The organism is Methanosarcina sp. UBA289 (genome assembly GCA_002496565.1).
Taxonomy (GTDB): Archaea; Halobacteriota; Methanosarcinia; order Methanosarcinales; family Methanosarcinaceae; genus Methanosarcina.
Genome location: DAKJ01000017.1, coordinates 111471 through 133857, shown reverse-complemented (window position 1 = coordinate 133857; position 22387 = coordinate 111471). Strand labels below are relative to the sequence as shown.

The following is a 22387-nucleotide window of genomic DNA, read 5'->3' as shown; positions in this document are numbered from 1 at the left end:
AGTTGTGTCAAATGTCTCAAGGTCATCCTTAAAATTTTAATAACTGTTTATAAAATAAAACATATACATTGTATAATATTTTATAGAGTTTACTATGCACAGACCTACTATTTTGTTTTTAAGTACACTGAAAATTAAAGGTATTAATATACATCAACATTCTAAAGAAGATGGGTACCGTGTCAGGAAAAGGAACTAAATGCAAGCACACCACTTACAGAATAAAAAGTAAGTTTCTCTCCAGTAAATCCTGGATTGAAAATGAAACGGGTGAGACAGTTTTCTATGATGGAGGAGGGAATTTACTCGATGCACAGAGAAATGTCCTTTTAAAAGATTCCCTAGTAAGTTTTTCTCTCTTAGAGAGACAACTTATATCAAACAAAAGGATGGTAACTATCTGCAACAATAAAGAAAAGAGGTCTACTTCATCTTAGTCTTTCTGATTGGAATATCGAAATTCCAGATGCACCTGAAATGAAAGTAAATGGTAGTTCTTATTTATGGTGTAGATTTTAAAATTAAGTCAAACGGAAAACGAATTGCAAAAGTGTGGTCATCGGGTACTATCTGGGAAATCTATACAGTGGAAATAGAGCCAGAACAGAACGATGCACTGATACTAGTGATTGCATCAGTGCTCGCGGCAGAGTACTATATAGAAGGCAAAAGGCGTGATAATTTATTAATAGAATTGGGGAACAGAGATCGAATCTAAACCACTTACCCCAGAAGGCTATTGACAATAATCTATGAGGCTGCCAAGCTCTACTGTACGTTATGTAGAGCCAATGTAGCTGGTTTTGAGGATATACTTGGTGTAAACTGCCAGTCAAGCTAATATCCCTGAGTCGGATGATTACCGATGTGACAATGTTGTCACATTGAGGATGTACCTAAATATCCCTGAAACTGGGTCGTGAAACTTAGTCGAAGGTGGATGGAAGAAAATCCTACCAACATATGATGATATTTTAGTGATTATCATCTCAACTAAGTCTATGGTTTTGCTCTTCAAACTCTCTTATGAGCTTATCAATATCCTCTTCTTCTAATCTTTTTCTTACAGTTTTATCCCCATAATAGATTATCACTTCAATAGGTGGAGTTTTATCTACAAAATCACCTTTACTGAATCCAGCAGATCCTTCAATAGCTGTTCCCGAAAAACCCCATGCAGCTACTAGTGTTTTCGTTTCACCTACAAGAAGATCAAATTTTTTAGTGTTATGCAACACATTTCCTTTTTCAGTTGGATATAAAGTAAGTGAATCCAACTTTTTAAAAGTGACTAAACCCTCACAATTTAGAGCATCTCGCTTTCCTTTATTGCTAACTTCTACTTCTATACCAGATATAGTATTCTTCCATTCCTCACCCAGTTCCCTTACACCACCTATCCCAAGATTGATTGATATTATAATGTATTGAGAATCTTCGTTTGCATATATGTGATCAACTGTCGAATAAGATTTACAGTCATTAATAAATCCCAAGAAATCATCATTAACTAAATTCTTATCTCTAGTTATATCTACTTCGTTATTAATCAATGATTTATCCCATATAAACGCTCTATCTACGTGTTTTTGTATTTCAATGCATAACTTCGCTAAAATTTGAAAAGCAAATGCACTCGCGTGACGAGAAGCTATTTTCTGAAAGCCAGCCTTGTCTGCGCTATCCTTATTGTCAATTAAATCAGAAATACCACGAATCACCAGTGCATCTACTTGTGGGTTAGCATAAGCAGCTTTGAGAAAACCATATCCATCCATCTCTACAGCCAGTGTGTCTCCATAACCAGACTTAATCAATTTATAAGCCTCAGATAAAGATGAACTTAATACTTTTCCACCAGCAGCAATGGGTTTGACAAATACAGTAGGTTGTGGATCAGGTATTATCCCGTCAAGATATTGTAACCAGTCGTACTTTCGAGCCTCGGCTTTCGCTCTATTAATCACTTTATAATTTGGCGAACTCACTTGAGGTCTTGTTTTGAAGTTATTCCCAGCTTTACCTGATTCATAACAATAAACCTTACTAGCAACTACCACATCACCAAGTTTTACATCATCCTTGACTCCGCCAGCCACTCCTACGAAAATTATAATGCTCGGATCAAAATATGAAACTGCCCTTTCTACTTCCAAAGCTGCCTGTTCATTGCCTTCGCCAATCTCTCCTATCGCGACATTCCATAACTGACCATTAGTTGAAAATATTCCACATTCATAAATAGTTCCTTGTGGATGTGTTTTTTCCTCAATATCTGTCAGATGATCACGAACCGCAAGATATTCTACAGGAAGAGCGGTGAGTATGACTGCGACACATTTCTTTTCTTCTTTAAATCTTGGCACGATACTCCGTCCTTACTAATTAATATTAAACGAGTGACAATGACTATTCAAGAATATTTATCGCAAATCATGATATAAGTATTGCTAATTATACCGGCGAAGTCAATATCCTCGAGGCGGAGCAGATTACCGAAGTATAGGCAGATATATGTAGAAGATTAACATAAACAAAATCGGTGAAGAGTTTGATAAGAAATAAAGTACTAGCTTTACTCGTGGTAATGCTAGCAGTTTCTTAAAGGATTGCCGTGCCCGATTGTTCTCCCGAAAGGGCAGTTTAGGATTCACTTCCCTAATAAAGAGTGAATGCGTCAATGAAATTGACGTGTATGGCTACTTCGCCAATAATTCAATAGCTGAAGTATTCTGTTTTATCGTTTACATATACCAAAGAGCAAAAGACTCTGATATGGTTGGTGTTGCCTCAAAGATGCGCTAAACATCCTGAGACTAAGCAATTGGTGGGATTTCTTCACCCAGAACAAGTAAAAGACTCATTGATGCATAGAGGTTTCAGGTTTCGAAAACGCTTTATAGATCTACAACTTACTTTTACATGGAACTTCTTCGGCATTCTCTATCAGCTTTTCAGTTAAACGATTATAATATGTTCCTGAGTATCCACATTCTTTAAGCAAAGAAAGCTCAAGGTACCACAGTCCCAGCTTATTTGCGTCATAGATAGCAGGCCCAAAAGTTACAGAATCATATTCATTTACAGGGTGAACTAAATAGTTACGCATTCCAGTTAAAGCACTGGGAGCATCATTCCACACCATTTTTGTCTTTTTTCTCTTTTCTGTTATGTGTTCATCTACATATTTATTAATTTCATCTGCTAACTTCTTTAGTCTAGGTGTATTCTCTTCAATAAGTTCTATAGGAAGATTTAACTCACAAAAGAGATTATTCAGCTTCGACGAAGTCCTATCTGGATCTTTAGGCTTTGATTTAGCGTTTTCCTTAAGTTTCTGGTAATATAACCTTTCAAGTGCAGTTTGAGTTAAAACAATCCCAGCGTCTATATTAGAATTATTGGCAATAAGATACCAATATATAACCTTATGGAGAGTATCATTCCAGTCTGCATCATTCCATTTACTTATAAAACCAGGGAACAGATTCTCGAGTTGTTCAGAATGCTGTCCATCAAACCATGAGCCTAGTTGAGAGAAACCAGATACTTTCGGTGATGACCATGATTCCCATACTCTATCTGAAGAGTTAAACCCTACTGCACATACAGGATTACACCAAGCTCCTTTTGCAAAAGAGAAAAAGTGCTCTAGCGCATAAAGCATTTCTTTAACTTCTTTACCCGAAATAGGAGTGTCGTCTTTCTTTCTCAAACAACCTACATGCGTTAGACCATAGCCACCTTCGCTTCTTAATTTTTCGAATACATCATCTGCTAAAGATTTCAGCTCTACTACCCAGTTATCAGCTTCTAAGTGGACATGCTTAGAAAGATTCCCATTATTTACAAGTGTTTCCTTGAAGTTAAATAAATGAAAAACGGCGTATTGCATCTGAGTGTCGTCGTCTCCAAGTCCAATTATTGGCTCAGAAGATGAAGAAAAGATTATTGAGTGATTTTCATTATATGAAGAGCGAAAAGATGTTATAAATCCTTCAACATGTTTTTTATTATTCAAGTCTAGCGTAAATAACTCGCCAGACCATATTCTTTTGGATAATCTAACTGCCTCAAGGTCAGATAATTCTATATTAATAATATGCACACGAATTCGAGGACGTGGAAGTAAATCGAGACGAACTTCTGCGTTGCCAGAAAGTAGAGCATTATCATCTTTGTCCTTAATCACTACTTTCTCATTTGCAATGATCGTCGATTGATTCGGTGCGCCGAAAGGAAATAAAGGAACAAAATGATTATTACAATCCAAACCTTCCATATTTATCATCTAATATAACAAACAATAGCACTATTATTAAATTTATAACAAAATATGTTGATTACTTAACTTAAATTTTGGCATATTATATGCACAAACATTCCAGCAACTGGGCCGCGAAACTCAGTCATGGCTAGAAAAAACAAATAATAAATTCGAAAAGCCCTCTAATAACCTCTTGATAAAGCTTGAAGTTGGGCCTTGAGTACATAGGCTAACCTTTAGCCATCTCAACACATATATTCCAGGCTTAAGACAAAATCCACTAACTCCTAATTAAATATTACACAGATCTGCCTGATTCTGAGTAAAATCGATCCTCATTAGATGCGCTGCCATAAATATAGAAAGCAATCAGGAGAAACCAGAGATCACCTACATAAATTCCATAAATCGCCATGAGAATAGCAATAAACTTCCCGATGGAAGCTGCACTGTGAGTCGCCTTTACATAAGACATTTTTATGGCAAGAAATGAACGGAGTATCCTGCCCCCATCCATAGGAAAAGCAGGCAGTAAATTAAAGATCCCAAGCAATAAGTTCATTGATCCAAGAACCCAGATTATAAGATATATGGGGTTTTGAGAAAGCGCAGGGTTAGAGGATATTACGTAATTGTATGTGAACAGGCAGATAAAACCTATTATGAGGCTCGTTAAAGGCCCTGCAAAAGCTATCTTTGCTTCTTGTTCAGGTTTCTGCGGGATTTCCATAGAGGCTACACCTCCAAAGAGGAGGAGAGTGATGCTGGCAATTTTAGCCCCATAACGCTTTGCAAGATAAGAGTGTGCAAGTTCATGTAAAAGTACTGAGACAAAAAGGAAGATGGCAGAAAGAGTAGAAAGAGAATATCTAACTACAGTTGGCTCAACTCCCGCAAAACCATATGGTTGTGAATTGATCGCGAAAAAATATGCAGATATCGGAAGTGCCAGAAGGAAGGATGTGTCCAGTTTGATAGGTATGTCCATTATATTTCCGATTTTCAAAGATGACTGCATGATGGAAAAACTCCGTTTTATTTCTATAAAATTAAACAATTAATATTTTAAACTTGAGTTCGAAAGAATTTCTAAAATTATATCTTTACTCAATATGTACAAGAATGTAAAATTTATTTTCTTTAATATGTACAAAAATGTAGAATTTATTTCCTAATCGTTTCTGATCTGAAAACTCATGATGACTTAGAATGAAACAGATTTTGGGATAGGCTCTGAATGTAAGTCCGTTGTTGTATCCAACTGTGTAATCTCGCCCTCGGCAGCTAGTGTATAATCACGGCGAACATATTTTAGCTCATATCGTTTATCAATTTCAATGCGGCTCAGGTATTTATCAAACGTTTTGCACATCCGATATTTGCAGTCGCTGAACTCAGTTTGTATTTGCTCCTCTATCGATTGTGTGAATTCCATAATATATTCTTTCTCACACTTCTTACATTTCGTTTTTACAATACATAGCATATGTACAGTTTCAATGCCAGTCGCCGACGACTTATCAGATGCCCGAGAGACTACTTTAAGCACAACTCTCGCAGTGTCATTGTTTAGCTCTGAGCCACAATCGCAAGTTTGCTGTTCTCGAATATTTCTCTATAATCGATTTCAATACATTTGCTGTTCAGCGTTTTTTATGATCTGCACAGACATACACATCCGTCGTATCTATCTCGTCCATAACACCACAATAAACTATTATAAACAGTATCATCATAAACTTCTTTTTAGTATCATAAATATCTCTAGGTCAATGTACTGAGGTCGAACACACAAAATAGCCAACTAAAATAAATTTGTTCTTATCTTAGAGGAACTTAAATCGCCAAAGCCAAAAAAACGATTATAGCTTAACAGGTTTCAGGCCTTTATTGTTAGAACTTAATTTACCTTATTGGAATTAAAGTAAAGTTTTATTTATCATAGTAAAAACACAACCACTCGTGAATGGCTCGAGGATGTGCTGGAAATGACTTCGCACTAATAGACAAAGTTAGCTAGTGCAATGGCAATTTAATTATTGAGCATAATCTTTGATAGTTTCTCATTAATTATGGCGATTCAGAGTCAACATGTGACTAATGACTAAATTTTCAAGACACTGGATCAGTGGATGCCTTCATGATATAAGTGAGCTTTTTAGAAGAAGGTCTATTAAAAAAGTTTGAAAGCGTCTCCTTGTAGTGCATATCTATTTCAAATAACCCTGATATATATCTATGGTTATTAAGGGAAAAATATCCACATTATTAAAAATACTAAAACTATTTCTCATCAAGTAGATGTTTTTTATTGTTTGAGTGGTGATTATTTGTGACTGGCTTGCGGGCTATCTATCATAGAAATATTAACAATGACATAAAGAGTTATAAAAAAATGCTATACTTGTATGGTTTAACGTTTGTAATTGAAGCTTTGTTTCTTATATATGCGGTATATAAAGGAATGGATTCAGGAACAATTATGGTTATATTGTTATTTTTTCTAGTAACTGTTATTATTTTAAATTCAGTTATTTATAATTATAAAAATCTTATTAATTATTTAACAGAAGATAAAATCAGACAAAAACAGGAAGAACTTAAACATATTGAACAGAGCATAGATCTGTTTTATTTACCACTTCACGATCTACTAGCTTCATATGATGAAAATGTCATCAGTCGAATAAAGACTCGAAGGATAGCTGAAATAAATGGTCATAAACATCTAGCTGAACCAGAGGTGCGATCTATCTTTGAAAAATATATCCAAACACACGATGGATCTAAAAGCGGATCTAAAAAATTGTTAGATCTGGTAAGCCAAGATATTGAATTTCTGCAGAAACGGTTCATAGAGCTAAACATGGAACTAAAGGTTGAATAATTTTTGCGAATATTCCTTGAACTTTACACTTAACTTATGTATAAATATAGCTTTTTTAAGGTAAATATTATAACGAACCGATTCCAAAACTCTAAATCATTTATCTCTTAATCCCGAATTTGAAATAATCAATTCGATTTTCTGGCTAGAAAAAAGTTTCTGAATATTACAGAGGATAAAATTGGTTTTAGAATGAGCTCAATAAAAAGTTTAATAGAGTGTCGTCTGATGTCAAATATAATTAAAGGTTATATATTAATTTAATAAGATATCCTTTAGTAAAATATCATTATCCTGAATGCTTTTTTTCTGATAATATCTTTTGGCATGCTCCACGAGCAGAGCATGATATTCCTGGTAGATAGCCAAGTCTTCAGGCAAATTTTCTTCAAACAGGGCTTTGATTTCATTATAACTTGCCTTCTCATCAGCAAGGCCCAGGTTTGTTACTATTCTTTTAGTATACGCATCAACAACAAAAGAAGGCTGTTTGAAGGCATAGAGCAGGATCGAATCAGCAGTTTCAGGGCCCACGCCTTTTAAAGAAAGGAGTTCTTCCCGAGCAGGAATCCGGCCTCCAAGTTCCGAAAACCAGCAGGCAAGAGTTTTCAGTCGTACTGCTTTCTGGTTGTAATAACCTGCCGGCCTGACAGCTTCTTTTAAGGTTTCAGGGTCAAGAGAATGAATAGATCCAGAGGAAAGTGAATCTATCTGTTTAAGGTTCAGGAGAGCTTTTTCAACCTGTATCCAGCTCGTATTTTGCGTAAGCAGAGCTCCGCAGATAATCTCAAACTGCTGGTTTCTGGTCTGCGGGTAGCTATAATCTGCAGGGTGATATCCCTGGACAGAGCCGGTTTTTGTAGGATTTGTCCCGCCGGCGTCACGAAGTTCAATTAAAGGCCACCAGCCCTGAGGACCGTAGGAGGCAAGAAGACAATCGTATATCTTCATGATAACAGGCTTGGCCACTTTTTTGACCGTTTTTTCTTCAGTACTGATATTTTGAGCACTCTTTTTCATTAAAACATCTCATACTCAAGAATAATTTAAAACTTTTTTATTTCAGGATTACCCTTTATACATTTTCATTTTCCGAACTTTGTGAATTTTGCTAATTTAGTTACTTTACTGATTTAGTTACTTTACTAATTTAGTTACTTTACTAATTTAGTTACCTTATTAAATTACTTACTTTATCAAATTACTAACTTTACTAATTTTGCTAACTTTACTTAGTCTGCATAACCAAAAATTATTTTCAAATTGGTCTTTATCTGTGTAATTAAAAAGAAAAAAATATTTTTTCTGTCTTCTAGAGACAGAGGAAAATTGTTCAAATGCTTTCAAAAAGGAATTAATTGCTTTCAGAAGCAGTTTTGCACTTATCTAAAATGGCGCTAACGCCCTGTTTTACAGGTTGTCCTTCACTCTGCACAGCAGTCGAAGATCCAGATCCCTTAGGTTTTGCGGGGGAATATTTGATGGCAAGCACTCTCATTATACTGAGTACAAACAGTAAAGCCGCCAGACTTATAATAAATTCATACCCGAATTCCTTTGAATAGAGGCCTACAGCAATTTCACGCAGGACTATAAAAATTGTGGCATCTGTGAGATCCGTAAGCCTGATCCTGTCATTCTCCTGGTAATCAACAAAAACTTTGAAAAGGTCAATTACAATAAAGACAGTCAGTACACTTGTTACTATGTGGCTGAATCCACTTTCAAGAGACTCAAAAATAATGGAACGGATATCCAGCAAGGTCTTTACCATTCCCATAACTAGAGCCAGAAGTAGTATATAAAGAAAGATTATACTGATACTATCAGTGACTTTCTTAAATAATTTAATACTGTTCATTTTATCTCCTAATCCACTGGCTCTCATATTTTAGACCCTATATATAGTTTTTCATATAATTCTTAGGATTTATTCAAGAAATATAGTTCTTGATTTACAATTATCTCCTTTCCTGTCCCTCTATATTTTCTGAGACGATCCTTTCAGGTAAAATGGCCTATTTAACTCTAAGGCTGGAAGTTCCCTTCCTCTACACTTTCCGGCGAAATCCGGAAAGTGTTTGAGCCTTCTTCTAAACTTTGTAGCGTTTGCGGATATTATAACTCTAACCTGACTCTTGATGCTAGAGAAGGGAATGCTCTGATTGTAAAACAAAAAATGATAGGACATCAATGCTGCAATCAATATCAAAAATCTCACTTCAAGATCAAAATCTTATAGTTATCTGACACCTGTAGAACTCGGGGCTTGGGGACTTGTTCTCAAAAAAGAGAGGGATGAACCAGGAAACTTCTCCCTTGAAACTGAACCGAAAGGCGAAGAATTCAGCGAGAGGTTCGCGATATTCTTCTTTCTAACAGTTCATTCATATCTCAATGCATCCACGGGTTTCAGTTCCGAGGCATTCTTTGCAGGCACTAGACCTGCAATCAAGCCTACAACAATGGAAACGAAGGTCGAAATAAAGGTAGCTTTAAGGCTAAGGGCGAATTCGAAGGGAGTGTTCATTTTAATAGATATGAAGAAAAGCACTGCCTGCACTGCAACTGTACCCAGGAGAATGCCTATAATTCCACCTACAAGGCTTATCATTGCGGAATTGCAAAGAAAGATCAGCATTATATCCCGATTTTTTGCTCCTATGGCTTTCATGATTCCGATCTCTTTCGTTTTTTCGAGGACAGATGTAAACATAGTATTAGCAATCCCTGTAGAACCTACAAGGAGTGAAATCCCTGCAATAAATGCCAGGAAAATTGTAAGACCATTAATCATCTTTCTGGTACTTTCTATTACTTCTTTGTTGGAATTAACATAGAAGTCCTGGGTATCTTCATTGACTCTTCTTGAGATCCTCAATTTATTCTCGATTTCCTGAAGAGTCGAATTGTAATCAGCCCCTTTGTAAAGTTTCACTTCTATTGTGCTATAGACATCCGTTTCAGTCTCAGAAGAATCCTCGTTGCTAGAAAGGTCATATGCATTCTGGTAAGGCATGTAGATACTGCTCCCGAAAAGTCCGGTAAGGCCCCCAAGGAGCCCACCACCTTTTGCCAGAATCCCGACGACTCTGTATGACCTGTCGTTTAACAGAATTATCTGGTTGAGCCGAATTTCATTGTCAAAAGTCCCCTTTGCAAGCTCGTTTGAAAGAACAACAACGTTCCTATCCCCGGCTTGTAGCATTCTACCCTGCTCTAAATCTTTTTTTGTCATTTTTGACCAGACTGCAGGGTCCACGCCTGTAACCCAGACAGTGGTACTTTTGCCTCCGAGCTTTAGTTCTGGATCCTTTTCAACATTGACATTGATATATTCGATAGCAGGAATACTTCGCAGGGCAAATACATCCATCCTTGTGAGTTGACTCTCAGTCACCGGTTCAAATTCGACAGGCTCGGATGTTTCGGTCTTAACTTCGTCTTTGTCCTCTTTGGCTTCTGCATTCGTCTCCGAATTCTCGAGCGAAATTTCTGAATTTTCCTCAGAATTTTCCGAGTACTCTACTATGAAGTTTTCATCGTTCATTAACTCGAAAGGGGTTGAAGCTACGATTGTAATAGTATCGCCCCCGAAGCCTTCGAGAGTTTCAGTCACCTCTTTCTCGAAGTACTCCCCTGTAGTGACAATCGCCATTACCGAGGCAATGCCTATTATTATTCCTATAATGGTCAGCCAGCTCCTAAGTTTATTGGCTTTGACCATACTAAAGGCGATTTTTAAAATCTTTCCCGGCTTCATGGAACAGTTACCCCATTTCCGCATTCTTTCGATTTACCTGTCCCGATCCTCGGCTTTCATCTCATTAAGCTCATTTTCCTGAGCGCTTTCCATTTTTAACTTCTTTTGACGCTTTTTATAGATCACGGCGCCGCACGCTACAAAGACAAGCATAGCGAATCCGGCTTTATATGCCAGTGAGCTCGAATTTCTCTCTTCCGAAATGCCAGCCTCGGTTGATGGGGTAAAAGTTGAGGAATAAAGGGAGAGCTCTATTTCCTCAACCTGTCTGATTCCATCATTTGAGGTGTAGCTGATTTCAAATTTTATAGGTAGATCTTCTCCGATCTTTGCCGGCTTCAGGTTGAAATCAGCGGTTGTATAGTCTCCCTTTTGCAGGTTTCCGAGAACTACGGAGTTACTGCTGCCATCCGCAATAGTCCAGTTTGCCTGTTGGGGGATAGAAATCTTCACTGAATTTGCCGCATTGTTTCCGATGTTCGAGATTGAAAAAGTGTATGCACCGGTCTGGCTTCTTTCCATGAACGCGACATCAAAATCCGTCGTGCCTCCGATATAGATTCCAGCTTTGCTTTTAATCTCTTTTCGCTTCTGGTTTTCTACAGTGCCTGCCTCAGTGATAGTCTGGAGTTCTTCAACATCATCATAAGTGAGCACCATATTCAGCTTATACAGGCCTGGCTTTGTATTGACGTTTGTCAGGACTTCAAAGCTGGCATTTTCAGTGTCTCCAATGTCAATCAGGTTAATGTGTTTAACATTGCTTGAACCCACAGGCAGGATTACGTCATTAGTAGATTCCCAGGAAAACATCGCATTTTTCAGGGGAGAATTTCCCACGTTCTTTATGCCGAAAACGAGATCGGTTTTCTGCCCTGGTACCATTTTTTCGACACTGATATATTCAATTTCAGCATTTGATTCGCTATCAATTTCTATATCGAAATCTTTTGTAAGGGAAAACCTGTTTTTATTTCCATCTGCGTAAACGTACACTTTAAGAGGATATTTGCCTTCGTTGATGTTATTATCAAGCCCGAGTTTGAATTTTACGACCTTTTGGCGGTTGTCCTCATAGCGCTTTCCCAAAGTGCCTATATTTTGTACAAGTTTCTCGCCGGCAATAGCCTTAAAAGGATATTCTGGTTTGATCTCCAAAACACAATTATCCAGGTCCTCATATCCAGTATTCTGAATTGAGAGCCTGATTTCAAGGACATCCCCTGGTTTTACCGGATCAGGGTCCTGGTTGAGCAGGTCAAGAGTTAAGCCTTTATCAAGACCCGAACCAATATTTGAAGTGCTCTTATTCTCAGTGCTCTCATCCTCAGTGCTCTCAGTTTCAGAACTATCCTCTGCAAGGACAGGTTGAACGCATGAAGCAAGCAGTAAGAGCAAGCAAATAAAACCTGTAAGTTTAAAACCCATTTAAAATTCCTCATTTTACTGATTTCATACCTCTAAAGAAGGTCCAAAAAGATTTTATCGGGTATATATGGTTCGAATAGAGTTTAGATAAATCCGATTAACGAAATGATCCAATAATATCAAATAATCTTAAATAACCTCAGTTTATACTGAAATAGCCTGAAATAATCTCAAATGACCTAAATTTAGCCTTAATAATTATATTTTAGTCTAAATGATCATAATTTGTCATGATATGTTAAAGTTAATCTGAGTAATCTTGAATTAATATGAATAACCAAGACTTAGTCTGGATATGATCTTAGTTGTTTATTAAAACGTCCCCATAGCTTTTCTTTCAGGTTTCGCTTTCAGGTATCTCGTGATGAGTTTCTGGGTCAAGTTTTTCTTCATTCACATCATCCCTGATGATTCTTCCATCCTTTAGTTCGATGTGCCTTCTTGCATACCTTGCAAGGTGCAGATCGTGCGTAACCATAACTATTGTTTTACCTTCCTCTTTCCAGAGCCTGTATAGAATTGCCAGCAATTCTTTTCCGGTAACGCTATCCAGAGCCCCTGTTGGCTCGTCTGCGAGGATAACCTCAGGGTTACAGGCCAGAGCTCTTGCAATCGAAACTCTCTGTTGCTGTCCGCCTGAAAGTTGAGAGGGTTTGTACTGAATTTTATCCGAGAGCCCTAAAAGTGTAAGCAATTTCTTTGCCCTTTTTTCTGCCATTCGATCGTCAATTTCCTGGATTTCAAGAGGTAAAAGCACGTTTTCGAGTGCAGTCATACCAGGAATAAGGTTGTACTGCTGAAAAACAAACCCAATTGTCTTACCTCTCAGGGCCGCAAGGTCTGATTCTTCAAGCCGGGCTATATTCCGGCCTTTAAGGAAAATTTCACCTTTTGTAGGAGTATCAAGGCAGCCCACTAGGTTCATCATTGTGGATTTCCCACTTCCTGAGGGCCCGATTATTGCGGCGAATTCTCCCTTCTTGAATTTCACGTTCACATCTTTCAGGGCATTGACCTGGACTTCCCCCATCTGATAAGTTTTCCAGACATTCCTAAAGGTAATCAGTATATTTTCCATATTTTTCTCCTGAAAGACGTACAAATGTAAATATATTGATTGTTTAAAAATTTATATTCTTTCTGCTTGATCTAAAAAGAATAATTTCATATATAATAGGACTGGAACTGAAAATTGTATATAGTTGACCTTTAATAAAATCAAAATGTCAATTATTATTGGATATAATTAACCGCTCTTGAGTTTATGTAATATTTAATTGATAGCTTTTTATGGAGTAGACATTAATTTGTACAATGATAAATCTTACTCAAAAACTGAACTAAGTCAAAGTGAGAAATATTAAGAGACGAGAAATATCAAAATACAGGAACCTGAAAAATGACCCTTGTTATAGCTTTTATTGGGAAAAACGGTGCAGTAATGACTGGAGACCTGCGTGAAATAACATTTGAAGGAGAGAAGCCGGATAGGGAAAAGCTTGAAAAGGAGCTTTACAGCGGGATAATTGTCACAGATGACGAACTCGCAAAAAAAGTTCGAGAATTCGGGGTCGGCATAACGGTCACTGACTGCAAGAGCAAAATCTCGGAGAGAGACGGCATTTTAATAGGAGAAGTCTCCTCAATTGAAGGCGGGGTAGTTAAGAAAAGAAGACTTTATGCCTCAGCCGGAAATTACGCTATTGCCGAGCTAAGGGACTCCGAAATAACCTTAACCTCACACGCAAAGGGAAGCAACCTGATAGTTCTCGGAAATGATTTCACGAAGCAGGTAACCAATAAATGCTTCAAGGACAACTGGACGAAGAAAAGCACTTTCCAGGATGCCGTAAAAATTCTCATGCTCTGCATGGAAACCGCAGCCAGGAAAACTGCTTCTGTGAGCAAGCAGTTCTTTTTGATTCAGACTACTTCAAACGTTGACGTTTTAAAAATTGTAGAGAAGGATCGACAAGACTAAAAAAATAGAAAAAACAATTAGTTCCTCTAAGTTTTCTCGCTTTTGTTATTTAACTTAGTACTTCAGGTAATTTCAATCAAAGCTGCTTTACATGCTGATTCTCTACAAAAAACAGAAACATGTTTAGTTATGCTACTCAATGAAATTTAAGTCTAAATGCTAAATATATAGATTTTAAAAAAGTAAAAGTAAATATATTATGTTAATTTAGTATTTAACTGGATTGGAACCATACCTTGAACCAGTTCTTTTTTCATCTTCCACTTTTATTTTATGCCAACCAGAGCAATCTTCTCTGTTATGCATCATCTTTTTTATAGCATAAGCAAGCCCTGCTGTTACCAAGATAAAACCCACCATTTTCGTGCTTTTGTGCATAATAATTCACCCCAATTTATTATTGCACCTTCTCATATATTAATATAAGCAAAAAGTCAATAGAAAAATAAGTTTAATGTTAAAAAGATAAATTAATGTTAAAAATGATATTTAGTAGACGTTTATGCAGTGAAGAAAATAAACAAAGGACCGAAATAGCTGAGTAAGTAAAAGAAATAACTGAAAAAGCAGAGGAAATAATTGAAAAAGGCAGAAGATCTCCCTGCTAGGACTTTCTGCCTGCATCTTTGCTTATTCATCTGCAAAAAGCTCAACAAATTCAAATTTTGTCACATTGAACAGGCCTTTATCACTCAATTTGAGTTCAGGAATTACCAGAAGCGACATAAATGAAAGTGTCATAAAAGGCGACGTAAGCGAAGTTCCCAACTTCCTAGCTTCTTCATTTAACTGCTCGTACCTTGCAGCTACTTCTTTTCCGTCCAGAGTGCTCATGAGACCTGAAACCTCCAGTGGGAGATCAAGAAGATTTTCTGCGGTCCCAACAACGATCCCTCCTCGATTTTCCACCAATCTGTTGACAGCTCTAACGATGTCCTCATCCGTTGCTCCGACTGCAATAATATTATGACTGTCGTGGGCAATGCTGCTCGCAATAGCCCCATTTTTCAGGCCTATATTCTTTATGAAACCAATCTGAACAGGATCATCAGCATACCTGCTCAGGACAACCATTTTCAAAATATCCCGGTCAGTGTCCGAAACCAGATTTCCTTTTTCTATCTTTGGAAGGGCCAATTCCTGGCCTGTGACCAGTTCTCCGTCCTGAGCGACTATTACCCGGATTTTTTTCATCTGTTTTTCCATCTGTTCCTCGTTATTTTCAGAAGCAGGCAAGAACAGTTTTACATCACCAATCGAAATTTTGCCTCGGTTGAACACGTTTTTTGCAGGAGTTTTTTCAACTGAAAAAAGGACTTTTCCGTTATCGCAAACACAATTTCCGTCAATAAAGGTCTTCAGCACATTGAACGACTTGATGTCGTCCACAATAATAAAATCGGCAGGGTCTCCCTCGCGCAGCAGCCCGACGTTAAGCCTATAGTGTTCCACCGGATTGATCACAGCTGCCCTTATGAGATTATAAATGTCAAGTCCTTTTTCCTGTCCCCGCCTGAGAAGCTTGTCGATATGCCCCTCATATATCAGAGTATCAGGATGAGAGTCGTCGGTGCAGAGCATAACCGATTCGGGATATTCGTCTATCAAAATGTATATAGTGTCGAAATTCCGGGCTGAACTTCCCTCTCGAATCAGTATTTTCATACCGAGCTTTATTTTCTCAACTGCTTCTTCATAAGTAAAAGATTCGTGGTCTGTGGAAATTCCTGCACACACGTATTTCTGAAGGTCGGCTCCCCTCAAACCAGGAGCGTGTCCATCTATAACTTTGCCGTACTTTTTAGCGGACTCCAGTTTTGCCATTACATCAGGGAATTCAAGGATCACACCCGGGAAGTTCATCATCTCCGAAAGGTAGTGAAGGTCTTCTCTTGCCAGCAATCGGTCAACAGCCTCTGCGTCCAGCACCGCCCCAGCGGATTCAAAAGGAGTAGCCGGTACACATGAGGGTACTCCGAAAAAGGCCTTCAGAGGCACTTTTCTGGCATCCTCAAGCATATAATCAATGCCTTCTTCTCCCATAACGTTTGCAATCTCATGAGGGTCGCTAACTACTGCAACCGTACCTCTTGCAACCGCCATCCGGGCAAAAACCGAAGGCACGGTCATCGAACTCTCAATATGCACGTGGGCGTCTACAAGCCCTGGAAGGATATACTGCTCACTATCGTGCTCCTTTTCCTCTATACTGAGAATCTTCCCATTTTCAACGGTGATTTCACCTTTGAACTGTCGCCTGGAAACTGCATCAACAATAATTCCCTGGTACTTTTGCATGGTGATTCATTGCAAGGTAAATTTATAAATTTTTTCAAATAAGTTGATGAATGAGATATAAATAGAATCCAAAAGTACAATAATACATGAGAAAAAGTCATATGGAGATCCAAGGGCTAAAGATTCGGAAAATGAAACGCGATGAGGCCGAATTCGCTATCCAAATGGCAGCCGGCGAAGGATGGAACCCTGGAATCTATGACGGGGAAATTTTCTACGAAACCGATCCTGACGGTTTTTTTATTGCAGAAATTGAAGGAGAGCCCATAGGTTGTGCCTCTGCTGTCGCATATGATGATTCTTTCGGTTTTCTTGGCCTCTATGTGGTTAAACCCGAATTCAGGGAAAAAGGAGTTGGGATTAAATTAACTGAAAAATGCCTGGAACATCTGGGAAACAGGAATATCGGGCTTGATGGGGTAGTGGAAAACGAAAAGAAGTACCAGGAACTTATGAAGTTCAAGTCCTTTTACAGCAACCTGCGTTTTGAAGGAAAAGGTGGCGGAAAAGTTCCGGATGGGCTTGTGAAAATTTCAGACGTGCCGTTTGAAAGCCTGCTGGAGTACGACAGGGAAATGTTTCCAGCTCCAAGGTCTACTTTTCTGGAAAACTGGATTAAACAACCTGATTCTTATGCCTTTGCAGCCGTTGAAGCTGGAAAGCTAAAAGGATACGGCGTTATAAGGAAATGCCAGAACGGATACAAGATAGGCCCTCTTTTCGCAGATGACCCGATAATAGCAGAGAAAATCTTCCTGGCTCTCAAGGCTTCTGCTTCGAATGAAGCCATATATCTGGATGTTCCGGAACCAAATAAAAAAGCAATGGAAATTGCCAATAAATATGGAATGACTGTAATGTTCAAAACTATCCGGATGTACAGCCGGGAAGAACCTGATATAAACCTTGAAAAGGTTTACGGGGTCACGACTTTTGAACTTGGGTGAAGATTTTTGATGTCGACCTGTGAAAATAGAACAAATTATTTCCCAAGAAATAAATCTGGAACCTGAGGCATCGCAAGCCATTTGGCAAATTTATTATAAGTTCTGCCAAGCTTTCTTTCTCTTTATACTTTAACTCCAAAAGCTTTTCTATTTTATTTGAATCTCCTTATCAAAAATACAAATCTCTCGCAGTCGTTTTGAAAAATAAATTCCAAATTTAGTGAAATCAGGTTGAAACCTCAAACTCCTGATTAACAATTAATACCACCTCTACAATTATTCCCTTCATGTCCCCCAAAGCCGGATGGCAGTTCTGGATAGACCGCGGAGGCACGTTTACTGATATCGTAGCCCGCAGCCCTGATGGAAAACTGATCACGTACAAGCTTCTTTCCGACGATCCATGTCACTATAAAGATGCAGCCATGCACGGGATCCGGCAGATTCTCGGGCTGCCCGGAAATGAACCCCTGCCTGCTGAAATCGTAGAATCCGTGAAAATGGGAACAACAGTCGGCACAAATGCTCTGCTTGAGTGGAAAGGGGAACGAACTGTGCTTGTTATAAACAGGGGGTTCGGAGATGCTTTGAGAATCGGGTACCAGAACCGTCCGGATATTTTTGCTCAGAAGATCGAACTTCCGGAGCAGCTTTATGAAAGAGTTATTGAAGTTTCTGGAAGGGTCGGAGCCGACGGAATAGAGCTTGTACCTCTTGACCTTGAAAACGCAAAAAAAGAGCTTGAAACGGCTTTTGAAGCCGGAATTCGTTCGGCTGCAATCGTACTTATGCATGCATACAGGTACCCTGAGCATGAACTCAAACTCGGGAAGCTTGCCAGAGAAATCGGTTTTACGCAGGTGTCCCTCTCCCATCAGGCAAGTCCGTTAATAAAACTAGTAAGTAGAGGGGAAACAACCGTAGTGGATGCATATCTCTCTCCTGTGCTCCGCAGGTACGTTAATATGGTACAGAAATCTCTGGAAGATGAAAGTGAAGGAAAAGAAAACGGGGATAGGACAGAAACAGATAGTGGAGACGGTGCAGAAAAAGAAAGTGAAGATGGGACAGAAAAAGAAAATGGAAATGGGACAAAAAATGATAGTGGGGACGGAAAAGAGAACAAAGTTAAAAGAAGTCCCAGGCTTATGTTCATGCAGTCCAGCGGAGGGCTTACGGATGCGGAAACTTTTCAAGGCAAGGACTGTATCCTGTCCGGGCCGGCTGGGGGAATCGTTGGGGCAGTTGCAACCTCAGAAATGGCAGGAGCAAGAAAAATCATTACTTTCGATATGGGTGGCACATCTACGGATGTAGCCCAGTACAGTGGGGAATACGAGAGAAGCCTTGAAACTGAGATTGCAGGAGTGCGCCTGCGTTCGCCTATGATGCGTATTCATACGGTTGCAGCAGGTGGAGGTTCCATACTTCACTATGAGGGAGGTAGGTTCAGGGTAGGTCCGGATTCGGCAGGCTCGGACCCTGGGCCGGCGTGTTACCGAAAAGGTGGGCCGCTTACGGTTACTGACTGCAATGTCATGCTTGGAAAATTGCAGCCTGAATTTTTCCCAAGAATCTTTGGGCCCGAGGCAAACCAGCCCCTTGATTCCGAACTTGTTCGCAGGAAATTTGAAGAGCTTGCAGAAAGGGTTTCAGGCAAAGGCAAAAACGAAGGAAATATCCGGACGCCTGAGCAGGTATCCGAAGGCTTCCTTTCGGTTGCGGTTGAGAATATGGCCAATGCCATCAAGAAAATCTCAATCCAGAGGGGATACAACATAAAGGAATATACCCTCTGCTGCTTCGGAGGCGCTGCTCCTCAGCATGCATGCAGGGTCGCAGACAGTCTTGGAATCAAAAGCATTTTCATTCATCCGTATGCGGGCGTGCTCTCAGCATACGGCATGGGACTCGCAGACCAGAGGCTTATAAAAGAACGTTATATTGGCAGCGAGCTCTCTGATGCATTAATAGAGAGTTTGAAATCCGTATTTTCTGGGCTTGAACACAAAGGCCGCCTGCTAATGCGCGAACAGGGCATGAAGGAATCCCGAATTACTGCACTCTATAAGGTGCATATGCGTTATGCAGGCTCGGATACGCAGCTTGTTATCGACTTTGCGGACAAGGATGGTCTCAGGAAAGACTTTGAGAAAGACCACAGGAAGCGCTTCGGGTTTATAATGGAAGGCAAAGCCCTGATTGTTGAAGCCATTTCCGTGGAAACCATAGGAATTAATGAAAGGGTTCTGGACCCTCTGCTAGAAATAGAAGAGAATCCGATCTTATCTCCTGTCGCTACTGTGCAGATGTACAGCGATGGAGAGTTTCATGAGACCCCGGTTTTCCAGAGAGAGGAACTTAAGCCCGGAACTTGTATAAGCGGACCTGCGGTGCTTATAGAGAAAAACACGACTATTGTCATCGAACCCGACTGGAAAGGCGCGATTACTGAACGCGACCATCTTTTCCTTAAACGAGAAATTCCACTCTCAGCCCTTAGAGCTATAGGAACCGATGTTGATCCTGTAATGCTTGAGATTTTCAATAACAGATTCATGTCTGTTGCCGAGCAGATGGGTTTTACCCTTCAGAACACAGCGCACTCGGTAAACATAAAGGAGAGACTGGATTTCTCCTGTGCCCTTTTTGACAGAGAAGGAAATCTAGTAGCAAATGCCCCTCATATCCCTGTGCACCTGGGCTCAATGGGTGAATGCGTAAAAGCCCTTATCCAAACGAAATTAAAGGAGATGCATATAGGAGATGTATATTTGATCAACTCCCCATATCATGGAGGAACTCATCTTCCTGATATCACAGTTGTTACCCCCATGTTCGGAAGTTCAGGGGAAATCCTGTTCTATCTGGCTTCCAGAGGTCATCATGCCGATGTAGGAGGAATCAGTCCTGGCTCCATGCCTCCAGGCAGCAGGAGCATTGAGGAAGAAGGGGTGCTGAGCGAGGGCACGAAAATCGTAAATCAAGGCCGCTTCTGTGAAGAAAAGCTAAAAGCCTGGCTGGGCTCGGGAAAATATCCTGCAAGAAACCCTGAACAGAATCTTGCAGATATCCGCGCCCAGATCGCAGCAAATGAGAAGGGGCTTTTCGAACTGCGCAGAATGATCGAAGAGTTTTCCCTTGAAACAGTTGAAGCTTACATGGAACACGTGCAGGATAACGCTGAAGAAGCAGTCAGAAGAGTCATTGACAGGCTTACAGACGGGGAATTCACCTATTCACTCGACGATGGAAACGTTATTAAAGTGAAGGTAACAATCGACCGCAAAAACCGGGGTGCCAGAATCGATTTTACAGGTACTTCTCCGCAGCTCTCAAACAATTTCAACGCTCCCGCATCGGTTTGCATAGCTGCCGTACTTTACGCTTTCAGAACGCTTGTAAAAAGTGATATTCCCCTGAACGCGGGCTGTCTGAGGCCGCTTGAGATTATTATTCCCAAAGGTTCTCTACTCAGGCCCGAACCGCCTGCTGCTGTTGTTGCAGGTAACGTTGAAACCTCACAATACATTGTTGATGCCCTTTTCGGAGCTCTTGGCACGCTTGCGGCTTCCCAGGGTACGATGAATAATTTCACCTTCGGAAATGCCGATTTGCAGTATTATGAGACCGTTTGCGGAGGTTCGGGAGCAGGCTCGGGATTTTCAGGAACGGATGCTGTACACACTCATATGACCAATTCCAGGATTACCGATCCTGAAATTCTTGAGACAAGGTTTCCGGTGTTATTAGAGGAATTTTCCATCAGGGAAGGAAGCGGCGGAGACGGCAAATTTAAAGGGGGAAACGGGGTTGTCCGAAAACTCAGGTTCCTGCAAGATATGAATGCTGCTATTCTTTCAAGCCATAGGAAACTTCCACCTTTCGGACTCAAAGGCGGAATGCCTGGAAAATGCGGGAGAAACGCACTTATCCGCAGGGACGGCAGTGTTCTCGAAATTGAAGGCCAGGCTGAAGTTGAGCTGAAGTCTGGCGAGTTTTTTGTGATCGAAACTCCAGGTGGTGGGGGATATGGAGAAAAGGAGAGCAAGGGAGGCTGAAAACTGTGAACTAAAACAAGAACAGAAGATGAAATAAACTGGAACAAATTAAAATAAAAAAATTAATTTAAACTCATCCCAAAACTCAAAATCACATTTAAATCTTGATCTTGGAGTTATCAATTGATTTTAGGATCATGAATTAGTTCCGAAATTCTCATTGATTTGAAAGTAAAATTGATTTTGGGATAAGCCCTTTTATTTTGAGTTTATTTTGAGTTTATTTTAAAGTTTATTTTAAAGCTTATTTTAAAGTTTATTTTATAATTTATTTTATAATTCTATAAGTATATTCAAAATCTCCGCCAGGCTTGCCGTCTTCATTCCCATCCAGAGCAATACCGCGCTCATCCATTATGAATCCGGATCCGGTTTCGCTTCCAAGTAAAGTGATTGTTATCTCAGCACCTGATTCATCCATAGGATATTCCTTATAAGGACGGAACATCAGCATTCTGGATCCTGTGTCCAGTAATCCGTCCACAGGCTCTTTTGATGCAGAACTTCTAACTATTACGGTTTCTTTCGTAATGGTTGCATTGTTCATAGGTGTATCGAATTCAATCCAGATAGGTGAGTCATGCCTGAAAGCAAATGTTTGCCTATCAGGATAGATGGATTTTACCTTAGGAGGAACCTGCTTGTGCTCAAAAGGAGTGAAAAACGGTTTCAAAGTTTCTGGAAGGAACCTGTTAAAGCACATATGTTTTTTAACGACATGTAGAATGGCAGCTCCTGCAAATACCCCCAACAGG

Annotated in this window: 16 protein-coding genes and 1 pseudogene; 6 read left to right on the top strand and 11 right to left on the bottom strand. The window is 39.6% G+C overall.

Annotation, left to right across the window (positions count from 1 at the left end):
* Positions 1 to 487 precede the first annotated feature (487 nt).
* Positions 488 to 718 (top strand): hypothetical protein, encoded by a 231-nt coding sequence (locus tag BP549_RS06790; RefSeq protein ID WP_292379286.1) that lies wholly within the window; start codon positions 488 to 490, stop codon positions 716 to 718.
* Positions 719 to 989: 271 nt separating this feature from the next.
* Here the strand turns inward: BP549_RS06790 and BP549_RS06785 are convergent, their stop codons facing one another.
* The 3 genes from BP549_RS06785 to BP549_RS06775 all read right to left on the bottom strand — a co-directional run bounded on the left by BP549_RS06785 (position 990) and on the right by BP549_RS06775 (position 5285).
* Positions 990 to 2366 carry a 5'-methylthioadenosine/S-adenosylhomocysteine nucleosidase gene (locus tag BP549_RS06785; protein WP_292379284.1) on the bottom strand — a complete coding sequence of 459 codons (1377 nt, stop codon included), beginning with the start codon at positions 2364 to 2366 and terminating at the stop codon, positions 990 to 992.
* A 539-nt stretch (positions 2367 to 2905) separates the two neighbouring features.
* Complete coding sequence (locus BP549_RS06780; protein ID WP_292379282.1) at positions 2906 to 4291, bottom strand: hypothetical protein; 1386 nt, start codon at positions 4289 to 4291, stop codon at positions 2906 to 2908.
* Between the two features lie 274 nt (positions 4292 to 4565).
* Positions 4566 to 5285, bottom strand: coding sequence for a site-2 protease family protein (locus BP549_RS06775; protein WP_292379280.1), 720 nt, complete (start codon positions 5283 to 5285; stop codon positions 4566 to 4568).
* 1314 nt (positions 5286 to 6599) lie between these two features.
* On the opposite strand from BP549_RS06775, the gene BP549_RS06770 reads away from it, so the two are divergent.
* Positions 6600 to 7154 carry a hypothetical protein gene (locus tag BP549_RS06770; RefSeq protein WP_292379277.1) on the top strand — a complete coding sequence of 185 codons (555 nt, stop codon included), beginning with the start codon at positions 6600 to 6602 and terminating at the stop codon, positions 7152 to 7154.
* 255 nt (positions 7155 to 7409) lie between these two features.
* Here the strand turns inward: BP549_RS06770 and BP549_RS06765 are convergent, their stop codons facing one another.
* A complete protein-coding gene (locus tag BP549_RS06765) occupies positions 7410 to 8174 on the bottom strand; it encodes an endonuclease III domain-containing protein (RefSeq protein ID WP_292379276.1) in 765 nt (254 codons plus the stop codon).
* A 334-nt stretch (positions 8175 to 8508) separates the two neighbouring features.
* Positions 8509 to 9015: a phosphate-starvation-inducible PsiE family protein gene (locus BP549_RS06760; protein ID WP_292379274.1), complete on the bottom strand. Its 507-nt coding sequence runs from the start codon at positions 9013 to 9015 to the stop codon at positions 8509 to 8511.
* Between the two features lie 219 nt (positions 9016 to 9234).
* On the opposite strand from BP549_RS06760, the pseudogene BP549_RS15870 reads away from it, so the two are divergent.
* Positions 9235 to 9404 (top strand): annotated as a pseudogene (locus BP549_RS15870) (zinc ribbon domain-containing protein); the annotation flags it as partial.
* 133 nt (positions 9405 to 9537) lie between these two features.
* On the opposite strand, the gene BP549_RS06755 reads toward BP549_RS15870, so the two are convergent.
* The 3 genes from BP549_RS06755 to BP549_RS06745 all read right to left on the bottom strand — a co-directional run bounded on the left by BP549_RS06755 (position 9538) and on the right by BP549_RS06745 (position 13423).
* Positions 9538 to 10917 carry an ABC transporter permease gene (locus BP549_RS06755; protein ID WP_292379272.1) on the bottom strand — a complete coding sequence of 460 codons (1380 nt, stop codon included), beginning with the start codon at positions 10915 to 10917 and terminating at the stop codon, positions 9538 to 9540.
* A gap of 33 nt (positions 10918 to 10950) precedes the next feature.
* Positions 10951 to 12345 carry a COG1361 S-layer family protein gene (locus tag BP549_RS06750; protein WP_292379271.1) on the bottom strand — a complete coding sequence of 465 codons (1395 nt, stop codon included), beginning with the start codon at positions 12343 to 12345 and terminating at the stop codon, positions 10951 to 10953.
* Positions 12346 to 12682: 337 nt separating this feature from the next.
* Positions 12683 to 13423: an ABC transporter ATP-binding protein gene (locus BP549_RS06745; RefSeq protein WP_292379270.1), complete on the bottom strand. Its 741-nt coding sequence runs from the start codon at positions 13421 to 13423 to the stop codon at positions 12683 to 12685.
* 321 nt (positions 13424 to 13744) lie between these two features.
* On the opposite strand from BP549_RS06745, the gene BP549_RS06740 reads away from it, so the two are divergent.
* A complete protein-coding gene (locus BP549_RS06740; RefSeq protein WP_292379268.1) occupies positions 13745 to 14326 on the top strand; it encodes a DUF2121 domain-containing protein in 582 nt (193 codons plus the stop codon).
* Positions 14327 to 14533: 207 nt separating this feature from the next.
* Here the strand turns inward: BP549_RS06740 and BP549_RS06735 are convergent, their stop codons facing one another.
* Positions 14534 to 14671 carry a hypothetical protein gene (locus BP549_RS06735; RefSeq protein WP_292375538.1) on the bottom strand — a complete coding sequence of 46 codons (138 nt, stop codon included), beginning with the start codon at positions 14669 to 14671 and terminating at the stop codon, positions 14534 to 14536.
* Between the two features lie 285 nt (positions 14672 to 14956).
* A complete protein-coding gene (gene ade, locus BP549_RS06730) occupies positions 14957 to 16624 on the bottom strand; it encodes an adenine deaminase (RefSeq protein ID WP_292379266.1) in 1668 nt (555 codons plus the stop codon).
* Between the two features lie 131 nt (positions 16625 to 16755).
* Here ade and BP549_RS06725 point away from each other — a divergent pair, with 131 nt between their 5' ends.
* Together BP549_RS06725 and BP549_RS06720 are read left to right on the top strand one after the other, a co-directional pair.
* Positions 16756 to 17571, top strand: coding sequence for a GNAT family N-acetyltransferase (locus BP549_RS06725; RefSeq protein WP_292379263.1), 816 nt, complete (start codon positions 16756 to 16758; stop codon positions 17569 to 17571).
* 287 nt (positions 17572 to 17858) lie between these two features.
* Positions 17859 to 21632, top strand: a complete 3774-nt coding sequence (locus tag BP549_RS06720) for a hydantoinase B/oxoprolinase family protein (protein WP_292379261.1) — start codon at positions 17859 to 17861, stop codon at positions 21630 to 21632.
* Between the two features lie 268 nt (positions 21633 to 21900).
* Here BP549_RS06720 and BP549_RS06715 read toward each other — a convergent pair whose 3' ends face one another.
* Positions 21901 to 22383 carry an Ig-like domain-containing protein gene (locus tag BP549_RS06715; protein WP_292379258.1) on the bottom strand — a complete coding sequence of 161 codons (483 nt, stop codon included), beginning with the start codon at positions 22381 to 22383 and terminating at the stop codon, positions 21901 to 21903.
* Between the last annotated feature and the right edge of the window lie 4 nt (positions 22384 to 22387).